Annotated in this window: 19 protein-coding genes and 1 pseudogene; 12 read left to right on the top strand and 8 right to left on the bottom strand. The window is 55.1% G+C overall.

Going from position 1 to position 19,692, the window contains the following annotated elements:
• Nucleotides 1-41 precede the first annotated feature (41 nt).
• From EIO64_RS08770 to EIO64_RS08760, 3 genes are all read right to left on the bottom strand, one after another.
• Nucleotides 42-1,706, bottom strand: coding sequence for a dihydroxy-acid dehydratase (locus EIO64_RS08770; protein ID WP_119311723.1), 1,665 nt, complete (start codon nucleotides 1,704-1,706; stop codon nucleotides 42-44).
• A 36-nt stretch (nucleotides 1,707-1,742) separates the two neighbouring features.
• Entirely contained in the window at nucleotides 1,743-2,009 is a 267-nt protein-coding gene (locus EIO64_RS08765) for a DUF1904 family protein (RefSeq protein WP_283251961.1), read from the bottom strand.
• Nucleotides 2,010-2,090: 81 nt separating this feature from the next.
• Nucleotides 2,091-2,624 (bottom strand): nitroreductase family protein, encoded by a 534-nt coding sequence (locus EIO64_RS08760; protein ID WP_158629751.1) that lies wholly within the window; start codon nucleotides 2,622-2,624, stop codon nucleotides 2,091-2,093.
• Nucleotides 2,625-3,005: 381 nt separating this feature from the next.
• Between EIO64_RS08760 and EIO64_RS08755 the strand changes: the two are divergent.
• Nucleotides 3,006-3,385 (top strand): annotated as a pseudogene (locus EIO64_RS08755) (winged helix-turn-helix transcriptional regulator).
• 119 nt (nucleotides 3,386-3,504) lie between these two features.
• Here the strand turns inward: EIO64_RS08755 and EIO64_RS08750 are convergent.
• Both EIO64_RS08750 and EIO64_RS19200 read right to left on the bottom strand, forming a co-directional pair.
• Nucleotides 3,505-3,708, bottom strand: a complete 204-nt coding sequence (locus EIO64_RS08750) for a hypothetical protein (RefSeq protein WP_170180079.1) — start codon at nucleotides 3,706-3,708, stop codon at nucleotides 3,505-3,507.
• Entirely contained in the window at nucleotides 3,642-3,839 is a 198-nt protein-coding gene (locus tag EIO64_RS19200; protein ID WP_369522171.1) for an IS66 family transposase, read from the bottom strand. Before EIO64_RS19200 ends, EIO64_RS08750 begins: the two co-directional genes overlap by 67 nt.
• Nucleotides 3,840-5,598: 1,759 nt before the next feature.
• On the opposite strand from EIO64_RS19200, the gene EIO64_RS08745 reads away from it, so the two are divergent.
• From EIO64_RS08745 to EIO64_RS08715, 7 genes are all read left to right on the top strand, one after another.
• Nucleotides 5,599-6,615, top strand: a complete 1,017-nt coding sequence (locus EIO64_RS08745) for a M20 metallopeptidase family protein (RefSeq protein ID WP_158629749.1) — start codon at nucleotides 5,599-5,601, stop codon at nucleotides 6,613-6,615.
• 195 nt (nucleotides 6,616-6,810) lie between these two features.
• Entirely contained in the window at nucleotides 6,811-7,977 is a 1,167-nt protein-coding gene (locus tag EIO64_RS08740) for an amidohydrolase (RefSeq protein ID WP_136891224.1), read from the top strand.
• A 98-nt stretch (nucleotides 7,978-8,075) separates the two neighbouring features.
• Complete coding sequence (locus EIO64_RS08735) at nucleotides 8,076-9,293, top strand: hypothetical protein (protein ID WP_021747960.1); 1,218 nt, start codon at nucleotides 8,076-8,078, stop codon at nucleotides 9,291-9,293.
• 97 nt (nucleotides 9,294-9,390) lie between these two features.
• Nucleotides 9,391-10,677, top strand: a complete 1,287-nt coding sequence (locus EIO64_RS08730; protein ID WP_021747959.1) for an L-cysteine desulfidase family protein — start codon at nucleotides 9,391-9,393, stop codon at nucleotides 10,675-10,677.
• Nucleotides 10,678-10,687: 10 nt separating this feature from the next.
• The gene (locus tag EIO64_RS08725; protein ID WP_119311717.1) at nucleotides 10,688-11,875 is read left to right on the top strand and encodes an amidohydrolase; all 1,188 of its coding nucleotides are present in this window, start codon (nucleotides 10,688-10,690) and stop codon (nucleotides 11,873-11,875) included.
• Nucleotides 11,876-12,143: 268 nt separating this feature from the next.
• On the top strand, nucleotides 12,144-13,538 hold the full coding sequence (locus tag EIO64_RS08720; RefSeq protein ID WP_021747956.1) for a Na+/H+ antiporter NhaC family protein: 1,395 nt from the start codon (nucleotides 12,144-12,146) through the stop codon (nucleotides 13,536-13,538).
• 13 nt (nucleotides 13,539-13,551) lie between these two features.
• A complete protein-coding gene (locus tag EIO64_RS08715) occupies nucleotides 13,552-14,088 on the top strand; it encodes a macro domain-containing protein (RefSeq protein ID WP_025543626.1) in 537 nt (178 codons plus the stop codon).
• Nucleotides 14,089-14,305: 217 nt separating this feature from the next.
• Here the strand turns inward: EIO64_RS08715 and EIO64_RS08710 are convergent, their stop codons facing one another.
• The 3 genes from EIO64_RS08710 to EIO64_RS08700 form a co-directional block, all read right to left on the bottom strand.
• Nucleotides 14,306-14,830, bottom strand: a complete 525-nt coding sequence (locus EIO64_RS08710; RefSeq protein WP_136891223.1) for a hypothetical protein — start codon at nucleotides 14,828-14,830, stop codon at nucleotides 14,306-14,308.
• Between the two features lie 550 nt (nucleotides 14,831-15,380).
• The gene (locus EIO64_RS08705; protein WP_119311715.1) at nucleotides 15,381-16,526 is read right to left on the bottom strand and encodes a sensor histidine kinase; all 1,146 of its coding nucleotides are present in this window, start codon (nucleotides 16,524-16,526) and stop codon (nucleotides 15,381-15,383) included.
• Nucleotides 16,523-17,203, bottom strand: a complete 681-nt coding sequence (locus EIO64_RS08700) for a response regulator transcription factor (protein ID WP_021747951.1) — start codon at nucleotides 17,201-17,203, stop codon at nucleotides 16,523-16,525. Before EIO64_RS08700 ends, EIO64_RS08705 begins: the two co-directional genes overlap by 4 nt.
• Before the next feature lie 147 nt (nucleotides 17,204-17,350).
• Here EIO64_RS08700 and EIO64_RS08695 point away from each other — a divergent pair, with 147 nt between their 5' ends.
• The 4 genes from EIO64_RS08695 to EIO64_RS08685 are packed head-to-tail and all read left to right on the top strand — an operon-like array spanning nucleotide 17,351 to nucleotide 19,595.
• On the top strand, nucleotides 17,351-18,061 hold the full coding sequence (locus tag EIO64_RS08695) for a hypothetical protein (protein ID WP_119311714.1): 711 nt from the start codon (nucleotides 17,351-17,353) through the stop codon (nucleotides 18,059-18,061).
• A gap of 1 nt (nucleotide 18,062) precedes the next feature.
• On the top strand, nucleotides 18,063-18,194 hold the full coding sequence (locus EIO64_RS18790; protein ID WP_256264661.1) for a CD1871A family CXXC motif-containing protein: 132 nt from the start codon (nucleotides 18,063-18,065) through the stop codon (nucleotides 18,192-18,194).
• Nucleotides 18,187-19,053, top strand: coding sequence for a 4Fe-4S binding protein (locus tag EIO64_RS08690; RefSeq protein WP_249390861.1), 867 nt, complete (start codon nucleotides 18,187-18,189; stop codon nucleotides 19,051-19,053). The genes EIO64_RS18790 and EIO64_RS08690 overlap by 8 nt, the downstream gene beginning before the upstream one ends.
• On the top strand, nucleotides 19,050-19,595 hold the full coding sequence (locus EIO64_RS08685; RefSeq protein WP_119311713.1) for a TlpA family protein disulfide reductase: 546 nt from the start codon (nucleotides 19,050-19,052) through the stop codon (nucleotides 19,593-19,595). Before EIO64_RS08690 ends, EIO64_RS08685 begins: the two co-directional genes overlap by 4 nt.
• Nucleotides 19,596-19,692 lie beyond the last annotated feature (97 nt).

The following is a 19,692-nucleotide window of genomic DNA, read 5'->3' as shown; positions in this document are numbered from 1 at the left end:
GTTCGTTTCCTCCAATTATAATGTGTGTGGTAGTGGAGAGATCAGCGGAGCACGGCACCTTTTGAAATGGAGATGCATCCCTTCTGATAAATACCCAGATAACCCGTGAAGTGGGGGTACTCTTCGCCGGTGAGCTCGGAGATGCGCTGCTGGATTTCCTCATCGGTGAGCTCCACGTTCATGGTTCTGGCGTGGATATCATATTCAATGATGTCACCGTTGCGTACGGCGGCCAGGGGGCTGTTAAGGGCTGCTTCAGGCGCGGCGAACTGAAAGCTGGCACCGGAAGCGGCACCGGAGAGGCAGCCGTCAGTAATCACAGCCACCTTGGTATAAAGGTCGCTACCCTTGAGTTGGGAGGTGAACCAGTAGGCGGAGTCATAGGAAGCTTTGGGACCCAAGTAGCGGATGATGACAATCTCGCCAGCCTTGATCTCGTGGTTGAGGAGGGCGTTGTTGGCATCGTCCATGTTGTTGAAGACATGGGCGGGACCCCGGAGCTTCATCAGGCACTCCGGTACGGCGGACTGCTTGATATAGGTGCCATCGGGAACTAGGTTGCCCCGCATCAGGGCCAGACCGCCTTGATTGTCCAGAGGATTGGACAGGGGGTGGATGATGGAGGGGGCCAGAATCTCGTGGCCGGAAATATTTTCGCCGATGGTCTTTTCATTTACCGACATGCAGTTGGTATCCAGGTGCTTCCGTAGCTCGTGGAGAATGGCCTGGGTGCCGCCGGCCTTGGCATACTGATCCATATTGTAGGGGCCGTTGGGACGGACGCCCACCAGCAGGGGAATTTCGAAGCTGGCGGCGGCATAGATGTCGCTGAAGTTCATCTCAATGCCGGACTCGGTGGCCACAGCGGGAACGTGGATGATGGTATTGCCGGAGCCGCCGATGGCCATGCAGGTCTTGATGGCGTTGGTGATGGACTCCTTGGTGATGATCTGTCGGGCAGTGATCTTCTTGGCATAGAGCTTCATGACCTGCTTGCCGGCGGCCTTGGCCAACTCCTGCATTTCCTGGCTTCTGCCGGGGGTGCTGGAGTTGCCGGGCATAGACATGCCGATGACCTCGGTGATAATGGCCATAGTGTTGCCGGTGCCCATCATGCAGCAGGCGCCGCCTCCAGGAACAGACACGTCCACCAGTTCGTCAAAGTCGGCTTGAGTGATTTTGCCGTCCCGCAGGCGGGTCTTGTTGGGGCCTATGTCGATGAAGTCCACATTCTCGCCCCGGTAGTTACCAGGCTTCATGTAGCCGCCAGTAACAATCACCGTGGGCAGGTTCAGACGGCCGGCGGCCATCAATAAGGCGGGTAGCACCTTGTCGCAGGTGCCAATCATTACCAGTGCGTCCATCCGGTGATAGCTGACCATCAGGTCAATATCATTGACCAACAGGTCGCGGCTGGGTAGGGTGTACTTCTGATTTTCCAGCATACTATCGCAGAGGTTGGTGCCATTGAATTCCACCGGCAGGCCACCGGCCTCACGGACGCCCTCCGCCACGGCCTTGGCGATAGCACCCTGGTGGATGTGCCCGGGGTTCATGGGGTTGAGGGTATTGAACACGGCAACCCGGGGCTTTTTTAGCTCCTCATAGGAAAAGCCACAGCCATGGAGAAGGGCCAAGGTCTCGGCTTTGTCCAGAGAGAACACATCGTACTGGGTCTGGAGTCCTGCACACTCATTGCTGCTCATGGATCAATCCTCCTGTAAATATAATATAGAATGAGGCTATTTGGCACCGTAGGTCAAATCGAAATAATTCTCCCGCAGGGTATCAATGATCTGAATAATCACCCGGTTGATGCCAACCCGGGACAATTCTTCGGAGAAGATACTGGAAATCTTCTGCATCAGTTCCACAGGTCGCTTGAACCAGTAGATCTCCACCATGGGGCAGCGCTCCTTGTCTGCCTCTGCCGCAAAGTATACAGAGGGTACATATTCAAAAGAAATCCACTCCACGGGGCACGCCAGCGCCTCTGCCACGGCAGGGATCAGCCGGGGGCAACCGTGCGTACCACCTCCTCGCTGATCCCGCTGATAACAATCTTCGGCATGATCCTGATCCTCCTTTCCTTAGTCTACATAATTTACGACATCCCCTCGCTTTGGCGTGGGCTGTTCGCTAATATCATCGGAATATCCCAGGCACAAGAAGCACACTGTGTCATAGTCCTTGGGAATTCCGCACATCTCCTTGCACCCGGCGCCCTCCGGGGTATTAGTGTACAGGTTGGGTACATCCAGATACCGGGAGGCCAGTCCTAGGGACTTGGCGGCCAGGGCCATGTTCTCATTGGCGGCGGAGCAGTCTTGCTTTGCAAAGTTATTGTCCCGGGCCGAGGAGATGACAATCAGAACCGGCGCACCGTACAGGGAATGGTAGCCTTCTTCATCCCCTAAGCGGTGATTGGTTTCTGCGTCGATCTCCTCCAGCAGGGTTTTGTTGGTTATCACAGAAAAATGCCACGCCTGCCGGTTGAAGGCGTTGGGGGCCGCAATACCGGCTGCCACGATGGCCTCCAGTAGCTCCCGGGGCACAGGATTCGACTTGTATTGCTTTACGCCTTTGCGACTTAGGATTGTATTGAGAACTTCATTGGTCACCATAAAACCTCTCCTTTGTATGTATTTGCCATGGCTTTTCTTTGACACCATCATAACAGGTTCTTAGTGAAAAGTAAGACCGCACTTTTTGCCAATCTAGTTACTTTTTGGTTAGTATATTACTTAATTTTGGCCGAAGCACTGCTGTTTTTTGTGGATTTTGGCTAATTTTATTGGCGCGCTTTATGACCCGTTGCCGTAGCCGCTTCCAAAATCTAACGCAAAACTTTGTCACTTCCTACGAAAACGTCAGGAAAAACCTGGAACTCTGCCAGCCTCCTCGCCGGTTTACAGAAATACCCTATTTTTCGAGGACTTGATTTTTTGAAAACTTCCATTATACTGGTTTCAAACTGACATCAGGCAGAAGGAGGTCTTTGGTATATGGCCAGAGATAAAATCACCAATCACCGGGAGGCAGTGAACATCGTCACCTGCCCCGTCATGCGTTCATTGCTTGTACTGGGAGGCAAGTGGAAGCTGTTGCTTCTCTATCTGCTGGCCTTTGAGTCTAAAGGCGGCCATCTACGCTACAGTGATTTTGTAGATTTGATTCCCAACATCTCCGCCAAGGTGCTCTCCTCGGAGCTCAAGGAGTTGGAGGCAGACGGGCTGATTATCCGTACCATGTATCACGAGATCCCGCCCGAGTGGAATACACCTTGTCGGAAACCGGCGCAGAGCTGGCTACCCCGGTAGTGCGAGCCATCCACACTTTCGGCGAACAGTATAAGGACGCCATGCGCAATCCCCCGCTGAACTGATTGCCTCATCATACGAGAGTCCCGCCCTCCGGCCCAGTACCGGAGGGGCGGGACTTTTGTAACCATTAAAGATAACGGTGCTTGGAATTGCCTTGCCAATATAAGCAGGGTAATTTTCGTTATGGAAGCATTTTGGATTCCGAAGAGGCCTTGGCGGGAGCCAGATTCTCAGCCTGGATTTTGGCCCAGTACCAGCGCACTTTTCTGAAACCAAAGTAGATACCGGTACAAATCAAGGCCGTTTTCCTTTGCTGGCTCAATGAAACTGTGGAACTGCGCTGGTCTGCGTACCAGCGGGCGTATTCGTATTGATAAATAGCCAATTCTTCCTGCTCATTATGAACGACTTTATGTTATGCTCGGCGCGGTTGGCACTCACTTCTAGTTGCTCGTATTCCAGATACCGGATCAGGTACGGCCACTGCTTCAGCAGATAATGGATAACTCCTCTCATTGCAGATTTCGGTGCTGCTTCCACCTGCATCTCATTTGTCTATGACTACAGTGCGTCTAAAACCGGGTTTGTCTGCTCCAACCGCTTTTTACTCCGTTCCTCTGGTGTCAGTTCCGCCAACACTTGATCTAACTTGAAAAGCCGAGTACAACATCACTTATGATGGCTGTAGGAGAAATTTTATAGTATTCAGCACTTGTCAAATTTCATTTTGGCGTGCGCCCAGTAGCCCTCTAAGACCAGCGCGGACATGGGTGGCGTAGGATATCACCCAATTTATGGGATGCAGCAAATATCACCCGTTGCTCCAATTACACCCATCTGAGGGATTACAGAAAATCCGTTTTCCTCCACCGCTTTATTCAGTGCTGCATGAAGGGCGGTTTGAATGCCCCGGACAGTCTGGGACAGACCTTCGCCGCAGAGTTCTGCCCGCAGTGGTCTGCCGCTTTTTTGAGGTTTGCATAAATCCTGAGACAGCAGAACCATTCCCGCTTGTCAATAGTCAAGATGAACGGGACCCGCCCGCCGCTGACAAGTACGAATGCTTCTGCTCGTGCGGCAGTCAAGAGGGCAAAAGCAGGGAGTGCTTTTACCCTCGATAATTCTGATTTTTCTTTACATTTGCTTGTGTGGTTTTATATCGCCGCAAGGAATTTGGGCACCACAGCACCGAAAATCAGTGTGTTTTCCAGTGTCCTAAAAGGCAAAAAATTCAGTATTCTCAAGGCTTTTCACGGTGCAACGGCTTTTTGCGGGGCGAATGCAAATACTATTTCTTATAATATCACGTTCGTGAACTTAAGAGTGAGAGCTTATCTTCCTTCTCGCCATTCCAAGCCATTCTCAGAAAGGAAACTAATATCGTCCAGAAAGGCGAATTGCAGGACAAAGGAGTTGTTGCAAAAATGTAACAAGCACGCTCTACGGAGCGATGGATAGAAAGACCAAAACGAGGGAAGCCCGCTTTTACAACCTGGACCATCGCTGCGGGCCGCCCACATCCGCATTTGGGCCACCAGTGAACTGAAAGAGTAATGAACCAAGAACTTTGCCTTGGGTGATGAACGCCTCAGGCAGGGTAGGACTACTTTCAGCATCGGCTCCTTTAAAACCGCTGGAGCGGAGGTAATTCCATTCGGACCAGTGAGCGCCGTATCTGGCAGCAGATCATTGACATCTGTGCCGGGCGCCACCGTACGGGACTTCTATACCGTGGTATAAAATAAGTTCTGCGGGCTTTTACGCCGTCACAGGGCGCGGTGGGGCAGAGATCATTTGCACCAATGCAGACCGCAGCAAGACCAATGGGCCTGACCGCCTGGAAACGTGCGCTGGATGGACGTACGATGAGCGGATATTGCAACTACATTCTGCATTGAGTATCTGATCGGGCGTCAGAGCACCTTCGCCATGTGGAAATTTGCCGCCTGTGTCAGTGCGCTTCTGGCTTTCCGCCGATAGGATACAAGACCCGGAAAAGGGTCTCCGACTCTAACAAGGAAGTGCTCAAAATGCTGGAGTCAGGAAAAGTCAGGAGAAAAATATTGACTTGATATACTTTGTGGTTTAGGATTATTATAGATAAAGTATAGTTAAAGCAACATCGTATTGTCGGAAACAGGGATCCCTGTTTCTATGTTTGCTTCGCAAACATAGAAACCATGCTGAACAAACAATGGCTTCCGGAAGCCATGCAGGAAGGAGGAAATTTGAGACGAGTACGATAAAAGAAAGAGCGGAGGAATATTTCCCGGAGATGGTAGAGATTCGCAGGGATATTCACCGCCATCCTGAGATTGGAAGAAACGAGGTAAGGACATCGGCCCTGATTCGAAAGAAGCTGGAGGAATACGGGGTTGATGCAATCGAACGGCCTGTACCAACCGCCGTTGTAGCGTTGATCCATGGAGCCAGAGGCCCGGGCCGCTGCGTGGCACTGCGCTGCGATATCGACGCATTGCCCGTGCAGGAGGAAACCGGACTGCCGTATACCAGTGAGAATCCGGGGATTATGCACGCCTGCGGCCACGATATGCATGCATCCATGATGCTGGGCGCGGCCAAGATCCTGTGCGGAATGAGAGAGCGTTTTGCGGGCTGTGTCAAGCTGATATTCCAACATAGCGAAGATACATTACCTGGCGGCGCCAAGGAGCTTGTGGAAAAAGGCGTGCTGGAAAACCCCCATGTGGACGCGATCTATGGAATGCATGTGCTGCCGGACGCCCACCGGGCAGGACAGGTTGGGTTCCACATCGGGCCCATAACAACTTCCGTGGACCTGTTCGACTTCACCGTCTCCGGCAGAGGGGGACATGGCTCTCAGCCGCAGAATACAACGGACCCCGTGCTGGCTGCCGCCCAGATGATCGTGATGATGCAGCAGATCGTCGCCCGCCGGGTGGACCCTATGGAGATGGCAGTATTCTCCCTGGGGAGCATCCATGGCGGCGACGCGCCCAATGTGATCCCGGCGGAGGTCAAGTTTGGCGGCGTGACCAGAGCGTATTCGGAAAGTGTGCGAAGCGTGATTAAGGAACAGGTCCAGGCAATTGCAAAAGGTATCGAGGCCGCCTCCGGAAATACAGTACATATTCACTATGCCGACGGATATCCCAGCGCTTTCAATGACAAAGAGCTGATGGATCTTGCCGCTGACGCGGTCCGAAAGGAATTGGGTGAGGACGCGGTGGTCCCATGCCCGATCCAATGCCTTTCAGTGAGGATTTCAGCTTCTATGGAAAGCTGGGTGGTATCCCCAGCGCCTATCTGATGCTTTATGCAGGACACGAGGGAGAGCTGGCGCCCCTGCACAATCCCAAGTGTGCGGTTCGGGAGGATGTTATGCCGGCAGGCATCAGGACCTTGGTTTCTATTGCTCTGGAATTCCTGAAGTAATCAGATTTGGAAAGTTCAAAATGATTTAACCATTTAAAGCGAAAAAATTCGCGAGAAAAGGAGAATTGTTATGAATGTGCAAGAGGTCGCCGCCCAATACGGAGAGTATCTGATCGAAAAGCGCCGCTATTTCCATCAGCATCCTGAAGTCAGCACCAAGGAATATCACACCAGCAAGGCAATCAAAGAGGCGCTGGACGAGATAGGCGTTTCCTGGCGGCCCTGTGGGCTGGAGACGGGTGTGCTGGTCACCATTCAAGGCGCAAAGCCCGGCAAGACCATTTTGCTTCGCGGAGATATGGATGCCTTGACGGTTCAGGAAACCACCGGGGCGCCTTATGCGAGCAAAAACGAGGGCATTATGCATGCCTGCGGCCATGACTGCCATATTGCGATGCTCCTGACCGCCACCCGCATCCTTCATGACATGAAAGAAGAACTGTGCGGCACGGTAAAACTGGCTTTCCAGCCTGCGGAGGAGGTAGCTCTGGGTGCCAAGTCCATGGTTGAGCAGGGCGCTTTGGACGGCGTGGACGCATGTTTTGCCATTCATGTGTGGACAGATGTGAAGTCCGGCATGGTTTCTCTGGAAGCCGGCCCCCGGATGGCGTCGGCAGACGAATTCCATATCACTGTGAAGGGAAAGGGGTGCCACGGCGCACAGCCGGAGCGGGGTGTGGACGCAGCTGTTGTAACGGCTGCCATCATCAATAACCTGCAGTCCGTCATCAGCCGGGAGATCTCGCCTATGGACCCGGCGGTCGTTACCGTAGGGACGATCCAGGCGGGCACCCGTTGGAATGTAGTGGCGGAGAACAGCTATATGACAGGAACCACCCGCTGCTTCAGCAATGAGGTGTGGGAAACCTTTGAGGAACGGATGGAAAGAGTTATCAAAGGCACAGCCGAGGCTTACCGCGCTGAGGCAGAGCTGGAGTACCTGCGCATCGTGCCGCCCACTGTCAATGATGAGGCGGTGGTTTCCATCGCCCAAAAATCCGCGGTTGCTGTCCTGGGTGAGAATTGCCTCGCATCCAATCCGGCTACCACCGGCGGCGAAGACTTCTCCTACTTCATGCAGAGGGTGCCGGGAGCAATCGCACTGCTGGGAACCGGAAACGAGGCCTGCGGAGCCGTTTGGCCAAACCATTCCGGCAATTTCTGCGTGGATGAGGCACAGCTTTTGAAGGGCGCCATGCTCTATGCGCAGGTGGCAATGGATTTCAACGCACAGTAATTGGTCAGACTCATATTGGGTGGGAGAATGCAAAACCATGAAAGGAGGCAGTTCTGCCGCCGAAATATGTGCTGAATAAGTAAAGAGGGGGAAAAGACATGTATAACTTTGCACTAGCGTTTGTGCTCTGCGCTGCAGTGTACATCATTGGCGAGGTCGTTTCCACGGCAACAAAAGCATGGATTCCATCGGTATTCGTAACTGCCGCTATCATTCTGGTGGGCTACTGGACAGTCCTTCCCACTACGCTGATCAGCGACGCCGTACTGATTCCCTTTGGCAGCACAATCGGTATCTATCTGCTGATTACGCACATGGGCACCGTGATCAGCATCAAGCAGCTGCTGGAGCAGTGGAAGACCATTGTGGTCTGCCTTGCGGGACTTGCGGGTATGTGCGTCCTGGCACTGTTCGTCTGCCCCCTGCTCATGGACCGCAGCTTTGTTGTCGCGGGACTGCCTCCTCTCACCGGAGGCATCGTGGCTGCAACGACGATGATGGAGGCGGCCAATGCTGCCGGCCTCAAGGAAGCGGCTGTGTTTGCTATCGCCATGTACTGCGTCCAGGGGTTCGCGGGGTATCCGCTTACGGCGGTCTGCCTCCAGCTGGAGGGCAAAAAGCTCCTGAAAGAATACCGGAACGGCGGTGTGTCGGTTGCCGGCGTTTCAAATGCGGTAGATGCAGTCAACGGAAAGCTGGAAACCACCGAGAGTCCGCGCAAGAAACTGCTGCCCCCCACGCCTGCCAAGTGGAATTCTGTTGTGGTGATGCTGGGCAAGCTGGGATTCGTGGCCTGGCTGGCCACACAGCTGGGAAGAGTTGTCATCCCCGGCCTGAACATGACGATCAGCGGCGCTGTGTATGCACTGGTTCTGGGCATTATTTTCACCAGCATTGGTTTTCTGGATGAGAACGCACTGAATAAAAGCAATTCCTATGGCATTGTCATGTTCGCTCTGATGATGTATATCTTTGACGGCCTGAAGGATTGCACGCCCCAGATGCTGGGCAGCATCATCGGGCCGATGGTCATTCTGATTGTTGTCGGTGTTGCTGGCATGGCGGTATTGTGCTTCGTCAGCGCAAAAATACTGAAGATCCCGTTCCTGCTGGCCTTTGCCACCGCATTGACTGCCCTGTATGGGTTCCCGCCCAATGCAATTATCACTGAAAACACCTGCAACGCTCTGGCGGCGACCCCGGAGGAAAAGGAATATCTGATGAGCAAGATGTTCCCGCCCATGATTGTCGGCGGCTTTACCACTGTGACGATCACGTCCGTTATCATTGCAAGCGTATTTGCCAAAATGTTCTGATTGTAAAGGCCATATCATCTACAAAAGCGGGACACGAAGTGTTCCGCTTTTGTAGAATCAAATGTTGGTTGGGATCATAGAATAGGAGCGTATCGCTATGAATCGGAAACTGATTTGTCAAATATTGAATCATGAGATGATGCTGGCCACCGGCTGCACAGAGCCTGCCGCGATTGCGCTGACAGCCGCCATTGCCCGAGAGCAGTTGGATGGAGAGCTGGAGCATATCAAGGTCAGGGCCAGCGCGAATATCATCAAGAACGCGATGTCTGCGGGGATACCCGGAACGAACTATACTGGAATAAATTATGCAGCTGCTTTGGGTGCTGTGTGCGGGGCGGTGGACCGCCAGCTCCGGGTTGTGGATGACGCCCGCCCGGAAGACATTGAAAGAGCGGCCCATCTTGTGGAAAATGGATATGTGGACGTGAGAAGGGCGTTTGATCCGGACAAGCTGTATGTGGAAGTTGAACTGGTGAATAAAGAACACCAGTCCCGCGCCATTATTAAGGGAGCGCATACCAATGTGATCCTTGTGGAGCGGGACCACCAGAGGGTGGGCTGTGAGCTGCCCGGGCAGACGATGGAAACGGATATCACGCCGGAGCAGATCAGCAGGACGCTGAATATCCGGACGATCTATGAATTTGTGGAGACGATGGATCGCCGACAGGATGATTTACACATGATCCAAGAGGCCATCGAAGTCAATGGGCATATCGCGCAGCTGGGCGCAGCGGGTGATTACGGACTGAATATCGGCCATGGTATCCGGAACAATCAGGAAGCGGGGCTGATGGGGCACGATGTTGTCATGGATGCCGTAGCCATGACTGCCAGCGGGGTGGACGCCAGAATGGCGGGAGCCAATGCCCCGGTCATCACAAATTCCGGATCCGGCAATCAGGGCATTACCGCAACAGTTCCCATCTTGTCTGCCGCGAAGAGTCTTGGTATTGATGAAGAGAGAACGTTTCGCGCCGTCACGCTGAGCAACCTGATGGCGATTCATATCCACGCGGATTTCGGACCGCTCTCCGGGCTCTGCGGGGCGACCATTGCCGCTGCCGCCGCAGCCTGCGGCTTGGTGTATCTACAAGGAGGCACGCTGGAGCAGATCGGATTTGCTGTAAACAATATGTTTGGGAATGTGAGCGGAATGCTCTGTGACGGTGCCAAGGCAGACTGCGCCTTGAAGATCAGCACCTGTGTCTTTGCCGCCTTCCAATGTGCCGCTATGGCCCTTCGGAGTGAAAGCGTGAAAGCGACAGATGGAATTGTAGAAACAGACCCGGAAGAAACGATCAGAAATTTCGTGCGGCTTGGGAATGAGGGTTCCTCTAAATGTGATGATTTGATTTTGGAGATGCTTCTTCAGAAATAGGAGGACTGTTATGAACTATAAAGAACTGGCTGAACAGGCATTGGATTACATTGTGGAACAGCGCAGATGGTGCCACCAGAACCCGGAACTGAGCCTCGAGGAAGTCCAGACCACAGAGCATATTGCGGCAGAGCTTCAGAAAATGGGCTATACCGAGATCCAACGCTTCCCGGACCATACCGGATTATGTGCGATGCTGCGGGGGGGAAAGGCCGAAAAGGCGTGCAGAACTGTGGCTCTCCGGGCGGATATTGATGCCTTGCCGGTAGAGGAAAAGACAGGCCTGCCCTTTGCAAGCCGAAATAAGGGCGTCATGCATGCCTGCGGCCATGACTGCCATATCTCCATGCTTCTCGGTGCGGCAAAGATGCTGATGGAGACGAAAGACGAATTGCAAGGCAACGTCAAACTGATTTTCCAGGCTGCGGAGGAGACCTGCCACGGTGCGGAATACTATGTTGAAGCGGGTATCCTTGATGGCGTGGATGCCATTATGGGCCAGCACGTGTGGGCGACACTGGAGGAGCCATACATCAATGTGCAGGCGGGGCCCCGCATGGCCAGTGTGGATAACTTTGTAATCAAGGTAGATGGCGTTTCCGCCCATGGGACACAGCCGCATCTGGGTGTGGACGCACTTTTGGCTGCCGCAGCGATTGTCAGCAATATCCAGTCATTTGTCTCCAGAACGAACGACCCCTTAAACCCGCTGGTAGTAAATATCGGAGAGATGCACGCCGGACAGCGGTATAATATTATTGCAAACCATGCGGAACTGTTTGGAACCACCCGGACTTATAACGCAGAATTCCGTATGAAGATTGAAGCGGGGCTGCGGCGGATTGCTGAAAACACAGCCAAGGCTTTTGGCGCGACTGCCACGGTTGAATATGATTACTATGCAAACTCTCTTTATAACGATGATGAAGAGTTGAATAAAATCGCCCATGACGCAGCTGTGAAACTCTATGGGGAAGCGTGTTTGAAAGAACTTCCCCAGATGATGGGCAGTGAGGATTTTGCTTTCTTTGCCGATAAGATTCCAGCGGTGTTCGGTTTTCTTGGAACGAGAAATGAGGAACTCGGTATGACGGTGGGGAACCACAACGACCGCTATACAGTCCATGAGCCGGTGCTGCAGAGGGGGGCCGCACTGTATGCGCAGTTTGCGGCAGACTATCTGGAGCGTGGCAAATAAACTGGCAGCTGATGAATTGCGCAGGGGACATTCCGGACTCAGAAAATGCCCGGAAAGGAATATCCGCTGTACAGTAGAGGCCGGCATTCCATCGACTGGAATGCCGGCCTATCATTTTGTCATTTCAATCAAATGGTGTTCTTAATATATTCCTTATCCCAGAGCCGGGAAACTAACACTATCTTCATCGGAAGTGCTCTATTATGACTTTAGCGGGCACCAGAAGCACTCCAATAAATGCGACTGTGGTAGAAACGAGGTTGTACTCATGGAATATGGAATATGGACACTGATCCCCGTCCTGTTCGTCATTGCCTTTGCGCTGAAAACAAAGCGGACTCTGGAACCGTTGATCTTTGGAACTCTGCTGACCTATGTGATTACCAGCGCTGCACGGATCCCGTCCGAGGGAGTGTATGCACTGTCTCACATCGCCACCGACTGGATGGATGCTTTTTTCCGCGTGGCGACAGATTATTCGCACCAATGGGTCTTTTTGGTGTGCGCGTTGTTCGGCAGCCTCATTACGCTGTTGGGAGAATCCCATGGAACACTGGGATTTACAAGGGCGCTTGGAAAGCTCTGCCGGGGGCCAAGGTCCACCATGATGGTCACCTGGATCATGGGGATTCTTATTTTTGTGGATGACTATTTGAATATCATGACACTGAGCACCTGCATGAAAAAACTGACCGACCAACGCCGTGTGCCCCGGGAGGCCCTGTCTTACATCATCGATTCCACCGGCGCGCCGGTGTGTGCCATTCTGCCGTTCTCTACCTGGGCAATCTTCTTTTCCGGGCTATTTTTCACGCAGCCGGGGATTGCGGAGCTGGGCTATGGAACGGCGATAGAGACATTCTATCACGTGATCCCCTTTGCCTTTTACGCCATCGCAGCGGTTATCATCGTGCCGCTGTTTATCGTTGGCGTTGTTCCCAAGCTGGGGCGGATGCGGACCGCTTACCGCCGCCTTCAGGAGACCGGCAAGGTCTATTCGCCGGAGAGCGCACCGCTCAACGAGGAGGATGAGTCGGAATTTCAGACACAGGGCAGCCTCATGGACTTTATCCTGCCGGTGGGCGTGTTGATTATCTTGGCAATCATTTCCGGAGAGCTGTTTCTGGCCGTGGTTGCTGCGATTGCAGTGTGCTTTGTACTCTATATTCCCAGAGGCAAAATGAGCTTTTCCAGGTTCTGTGATCTGGCGATGCACGGCTTTTGCAACATGATTCCCACGGTGGCCATCATCTTCTTTGCGTTTGTCATGCAGGAGGCAATGACCGATATCGGGATTGCCGATTACATCATTACCCTGGTGCAGCCCCATGTCAATGCCGTGATCTTCCCTCTGGTGACATTTCTGGTGGTGGCGATCCTGAATTTCAGTACAGGCAGCGTGTGGGGGATTCCGGCCATCGTTGCGCCAATCCTGCTGCCGCTGGCGGAGAGCATCGGCACAAATCTGCTCCTGGTCATGGGGGCGATTGTCTCGGGCGCCACGCTCGGCAGCCATGCCTGCTTCTATTCCGATGCCACGGTATTGACATCCAGCTGCTGTAAGATCGAGAACATGGATCATGCGTTGTCTCAGATTCCGTATGCGCTGTGTGCCAGCGGAATTTCCGCTTTGGGGTATCTGGTATGCGGTGCTCTGCTGTAAAGGAGGAAGACCTATGCCGTATCATCTTTGGATGGGAAATATCGTAAATATTGCCACGGATGCCATTGTAAATGCTGCAAACACAGAACTGAAGCGTACGCCGGGGATCTGTGAGGCAATTTTCGCCGCAGCGGATAGTGCAAAGCTGGAGGAGGCTTGCCGACGTCATGGCCATTGTCCTATCGGACATTCTGTGATGACGCCGTCCTTTGGGCTGCCGGCCCGCTATATTATTCACGTGGCCGGACCTGGCTGGTTTGGAGGCGCGGAGCGAGAGCGGTTACTGCTGGCAGACTGCTACCGCCGCGCCATGACAAGGGCAGTGACCAGCGGATGCAAAAGCATTGCGTTTCCACTTATTTTTTCGGGAGAATATCACATCCCACGAGAAGAAGCAATCTATATTGCCGGCCAAGCGATTACGGACTTTATACGCCGGAGTCCTGCCTTGGATGTGGTTCTGGTCCTTTACAAGCCGGGAATCTATCTGATGGCCAAACGGATTTTGGGATGGGACGATACACACAGTTATGAAACGAGCGCCAAATGATTCTGGCGCTCGTTTTCCTGCTGGTGGGAGCGCCCCAATTCTATCTTCCGATCATGACGCCATTATTCACGGTTTGGTAGTATTACGCGTGATACGATAACGGGACAAGGTATTGATTCTATGACGAGTTGTGGGAGGGTGAGTACATAGGGGACGGACAAACAATGAATGCGCGAATTTCCCACACGATCCGGAAGCGGAGGATCCTCCGGGGAGGCTAAAAATCCTTTTTGGCTATGCGGCCGGCGTGAGCAAAACGTATGCCCTGTCGTAAGCGGCGCATCAGGCGCAGAAAGAGGGCGCTGATCTGGTGGTGGGCTATGTGGAGCCCCGCATGTAAGACCGGATACATTGTCCCTGCTGAACGGACGGGAGGTCTTGCTGAATAAGAAAAACGAATACCGCGGCATTCAACTCCGGGAGGGTTGATATTGACCAGATTCCAACTGTCCTGGTGGATGAAGCGGCGCACAACAACACCCAGGGGTGCCGGCATACCAAGCATCGGGATGTGGAGAGGCTTCTTCGGGTGGGAAAAGTCTGTCGGAAACGCCAGACCAAACAGGTCCTGCAAAATTTCTTTACCACAGGGAATATAAAGCAACTGCGCTGCAATCTGCACTTGGCGGAGCAGCAGGGGGCGCAGATTTCCATGGTGTACGGGACGGCTCCTGCGGTGCAGATCGCGGAATACGCAAGGGTCAGCGGCATGGCAAAGATCGTCATGGGCCGCATCAATCATAAGTCAGGAGCCCATCACGGGGAAAACAGCCCGGCAGACCAACTGACGGATCTGGAGGTATACATCCTTTCGAACTGTCAGCATTTATTAAGGGGCCGATTGGAGAATTGCGTGTGCCGGAAGCACATTTTTCCTGGAGAGATGCGGGCGTCATGCGGGCTTCGCTGCTGCTATCCGCAGGAAACTTGATGTGCGAAGCCCAAAACAGATGCGCACTGTCCGCTGAGAAGCAAAAAGCACCTGAAATCTTTAGATTTCAGGTGCTTTCCTGCTGTAAGTGGCGCACAGATTACAGGGCTGTATGGAGAGGCAACGGGAATTGCGTTTGCAGAGACGCTGATATCTTCAAACGTTGTACGCAGACTGCCCCGCCACGTGTCGGTGGCAGGCTTCCGGACGGCGGTTCCCTCCGCAGAGCGTCTTCCGCCCAAAAGCTGAGCCCCAGGGGGCGGCGCACGGAAAGGCAGCTTGCCCACAGCCAGGGGCATGAAAATAACTGCCGCGAGGCGTTTCCGCCGATCCCGTCTGACAAAAGACGTCAGTTTGGATCTCAATCCGGCGGAGGATCCTGTTCGCATGGCAGCTTCAGGACGAATCGGCTTCCCGCTCCCCGGGATTTTTCCACATAAACAGCGCCGCCGTGGAACTCCGCGATGGCCCGCACCAGTGCCAGTCCAAGTCCGGCACCGCCCAGCTGTCGGGAGCGGGAATCATCCACCCGGAAAAAGGGCTCGAAAATCCGCTGGCGGAGCGATTCCGGGATGCCGGGTCCCTGGTCGGCAACCACGATTTGGAACCATTCCCCATCCCGGTGGCCCGCGATGTGTACAACGCTGCCGGCCGGGCTGTACTTGACGGCATTTTCCACCAGATTGCATACCGCCTGCCGGAGCAGCTCTGCATTTCCGGCCAGGGTACAGGGCGCGGCATCCACCAAAATGGTGATGCTCCGCGCTTCCGCCTGGGGGGCGGCCTGGTCCGCGGCGCTCCGGATCAGCTGGCCGGAGGAGAGCCGCTCTCCGCGGGATGCCCGCTCCAGATTGGTCAGCTCCAAGAGTTCGCTCACCATGGCGGACAAGCGGTCCACCTCCCCCTCGACGATCTGGAGCAGCTCCAGTGTGGCCTGGGGGCGGAAGTCCTGCTTTTTGCGGAACAGGCCGATTCGGGTCTTTAGGACTGCCAGCGGTGTGCGGAATTCATGGGCCGCGTTGCGGGAGAAGTTCCTCTGCATGACGAAGACCTGGTTCAGCCGCTGGGACATCTGATTGAACGCCAGGGCCACTGCGGCCGCCTCATCCCCGCTGTCGGGGATCTCAACGGGCTGCGCCAGATCCGCAGCCGTCCGCTCCCGGATCCGGCAAGTGAGTGTGTCCAACGGAGCAAGGGCTTTTCCAACCAGCCGGTATATGAGGAACAGGCCCAACGCCAGGATGGCAACCATGGCCAGCAGGCTCTGCATGTGGAACGCCCCCTGAGCCTGCTGGATCGTATCGCTGATATGCAGTTCCGCCATGGGCAGGCTGACACTGTCTTCCAGCTCTGCGCGCTGCGCCGGAAGAAGCGGCACCGCCTGAATGGCGTCGGCCATCCGGATGGCCGAAAAATTGTTAGTCACAGTGAGCAGGAGGCAGCAGAGCGTCAGCAGGGCTGCGCAGAGCAGAGTGACCCGCAGGCGCAGGGACATCGGTTTCCTCATGCCGTCTCCTCTCCGGCCAGGCGATAGCCCCGACCTACCTTGGTCTGGATCGGATCATGGCCCAGCCGCTTCCGCAGTTTTTTCCGGAGCGAGGAGATGTGCATCCGCACGGCGTTGCTGAAGGGGTTGGCATCCGCCTCCCAGATATGCTCCATCAGCTCCTCCTGGCTGATCCAGCATCCCCGGTGAAGCATCAGATGCTCCAGGATGGCAAATTCCCGGGGCGTCAGGGGAAGGGGTTCCCCACGGCCGGAGACCTCCCGGGTCACGGTGTTTAGGGTCAGCGCGCCCACCTGTACAAGGGACTCCCGCTGACGAAATTCCCGGCGCAGCAGCGTCCGCACCCGGGCCTCCAATTCCTCCAGGGCGAACGGCTTGGTCAGGTAATCGTCCGCGCCCAGATCCAGCCCTGCCACCTTGTCTGAGAGCTGTGACCGGGCGGAAAGAATCAGCACCCGCAGCTCCGGCTGTTCCGTCCGGATGTGCCGGAGCAGCTCCAGCCCATCCATGCCTGGCAGGTTCAGATCCAGGACCACCAGATCATAGGGTTCCACAAACAGCCGCTCACAGGCCGCCGGACCATCGTAGCAGCAATCCACCGTGTATTTTTCCAGTCTCAGATCCTCCGCGATCCCGTCGCACAGGAGACGCTCATCCTCCACCACCAAAATCCGCATCCCACTCACCGCCCTTTTCCATGTGCGGCTATTATAGCACATCCAGATAAAATTTCCATCAAGACCGCCTTGACAGGAAATTTACGTTTTCCATGCTACAATGCCTCCTGTCCAAAATCCGCCGCAGGTGCGGCAAGGAGGTTTTTTATGAAGCGATGCAAGAACAAACGGAAGCTGGCCGTGCTGGGTCTGGCCGCTGCCATGGCCCTGTCCCTGGCGGCCTGCGGAGAGAAGCGGCCCAGTCAGGAGGATGTGGAACAATCCATCGAGGCTGGTACGCTTACCATCGAGGACGCCCTGGATAAGGGCTGGGTCGATCAGGCGTGGGTGGATGCCTATTATGAGGAGAACAGCGTTCCCGCCGCCAGCAAAACAGAGAGCAACATGGTGGGCGACTTTGCCACGACCACCCTGTCCGGAGAGGCGTTTACCCGGGAACAGCTTGGGGATGTGGTGTTCTTTGCCTTCCTGGATCCGGAAGCGGAGGGGACGCAGGTCTTCTATAACGCACTGGCGGAGGGATATGGGGGCGTTGCGGAGAATGGGGCGGAAATCCTGGTTTGCACCAAAAGCGGAACCGGCAGCGAGATGTTTGCCGATGCACCCTTCCCCGTCATCCTCTACAACGACTCTCTGGCAGCAGCTGTGGGCAGCAACAGAAGCATGGTGGAGGACGGGGAGATGCCAAACGTCGCCTCCTGGTATGTGAACGGAACATTCCTCTCTGCATGGTATTCCGCCGTGGACGCAGAGGAGCTGCCTGCGTCCGCGGCCGCCTTTGTGGAGATGAGCCGGAACGCCGCGTTCCAGTCTGGGACGGCGGCAGAGGGCGGCGCCGCTATGGCGGCTATGGGCTGATATGAGAAAGATCACGATCTGTTGTCTGGCAGCCGCCCTGCTGATGATTGGACTGGGGCTGTGGCGCGGGGAAGCGGACATGGTCCTGCACAAGGGCGTCAACCTGTGTTTGGAGTGTGTGGGCATTGGCTGAAAACAAGCATCGCTGGAAGATCCAGCTGGGGGCCGCGCTGGCTTCCAACCCCTTTTTGATGAACTTCCTGCATGGAAGGATCTCCAGGACCGGCCTGAAGGCCGTCTGCGTCCCCGGGCTGAATTGCTACTCCTGTCCGGCCGCGGCAGCTTCGTGCCCCATCGGGGCGCTTCAGGCGGTGATCGGCTCCTCCAAGTTCCAGTTTGCATGGTATGTGGTGGGATTCCTCATTTTCGCAGGCGCGCTGCTGGGGCGGGTGGTGTGCGGCTTTCTGTGCCCGTTCGGATGGTTCCAGGAGCTGCTTCACAAAATCCCTGCAAAAAAGTTCAGCACCAGGCGGGTCCGCATCTTGACCTATCTGAAATACGGGATTCTGGCGCTCTTCGTCATTGTCCTGCCTATGACGGTGGTCAACGAGGTGGGAATGGGCGACCCGTTCTTCTGCAAGTATATCTGCCCCGCCGGCATCCTGGAGGGCGGCATCCCGCTGGCGCTGGCCGATGCGGGCATCCGGGCCGGCCTGGGCGGACTATTTACCTGGAAGAGCTGCATCCTGCTGGGGACAGCTCTGCTGGCGGTGTTTTTCTACCGGCCTTTCTGCAAGTGGCTGTGCCCGCTGGGGGCCTTTTACGGGCTGTGCAACAGAATTTCCATCTGCCGCCTGCAGGTGGACTCGGGCCGGTGCACCGCCTGCGGGGCGTGCAGTCGTGCGTGCAGGATGGATGTGGATGTGTTCAGGACGCCCAACCATGCTGAGTGCATCCGCTGCGGGGACTGTGCGGCTGCCTGCCCCCATGGGGCCATCACCAGGGTATTTTCGATCAAAAGAATACAAGAGAAGAAGGAGACTGCCACATGAAACGTGTTCTGATCCTATTGCTGTCGGCGGTACTGATGACCGCCGCATTGACCGGCTGCAGCTCCGGTGAAGAGGACGCCCTGGTGTCCAAGACACCTTTCCCGGAATTTTCCGAGGTGGACATTGCGGGCGATGAGATCTCCAGCGACATTTTCGCCGACTATGACGCCACCATCGTCAATTTCTGGAACAATGGCTGCGGTTCCTGCATCGCCGAGATGCCTGAACTGGAGGAGCTGTATCAGGATTTCAAAGAGCGAAACATCAACCTCATCGGTGTGGGTACCGACTCCGGCGAGAGCCGGGAGCAGCTGGACACGGCCCGGGAGATTTTGAAGGAAAAGGGCGTGACCTATCACAATATCTCTCCGGATCCGGAGGGCGATTTCTACAAGGACTTCGTTGCGGATATTTCCACCTATCCCACTACATATATCGTGGACAGCGAGGGAAACATCGTGGGTGCGGATATCGTGGGCAATGTGAAGAAGCAGCTGGACACCGTGGAGACCCGGCTGGCGCTGATCACCGGCCAGAAATAGAGTGAGAGACTGACAGGCGGCCGCCCCGCGGAATAGGGCGGCCGCCTGTGCCGGATTCGTTGGCCGGGGAGAGGGGAGCGGGCGATTTGGCGGCTGC

Origin of the sequence: Dysosmobacter welbionis, assembly GCF_005121165.3 — a bacterium.
Classification (GTDB): Bacteria; Bacillota; Clostridia; order Oscillospirales; family Oscillospiraceae; genus Oscillibacter; species Oscillibacter welbionis.
Note: the sequence above shows the minus strand (reverse complement) of the source record. Positions and strands in the feature narration are given on the sequence as shown.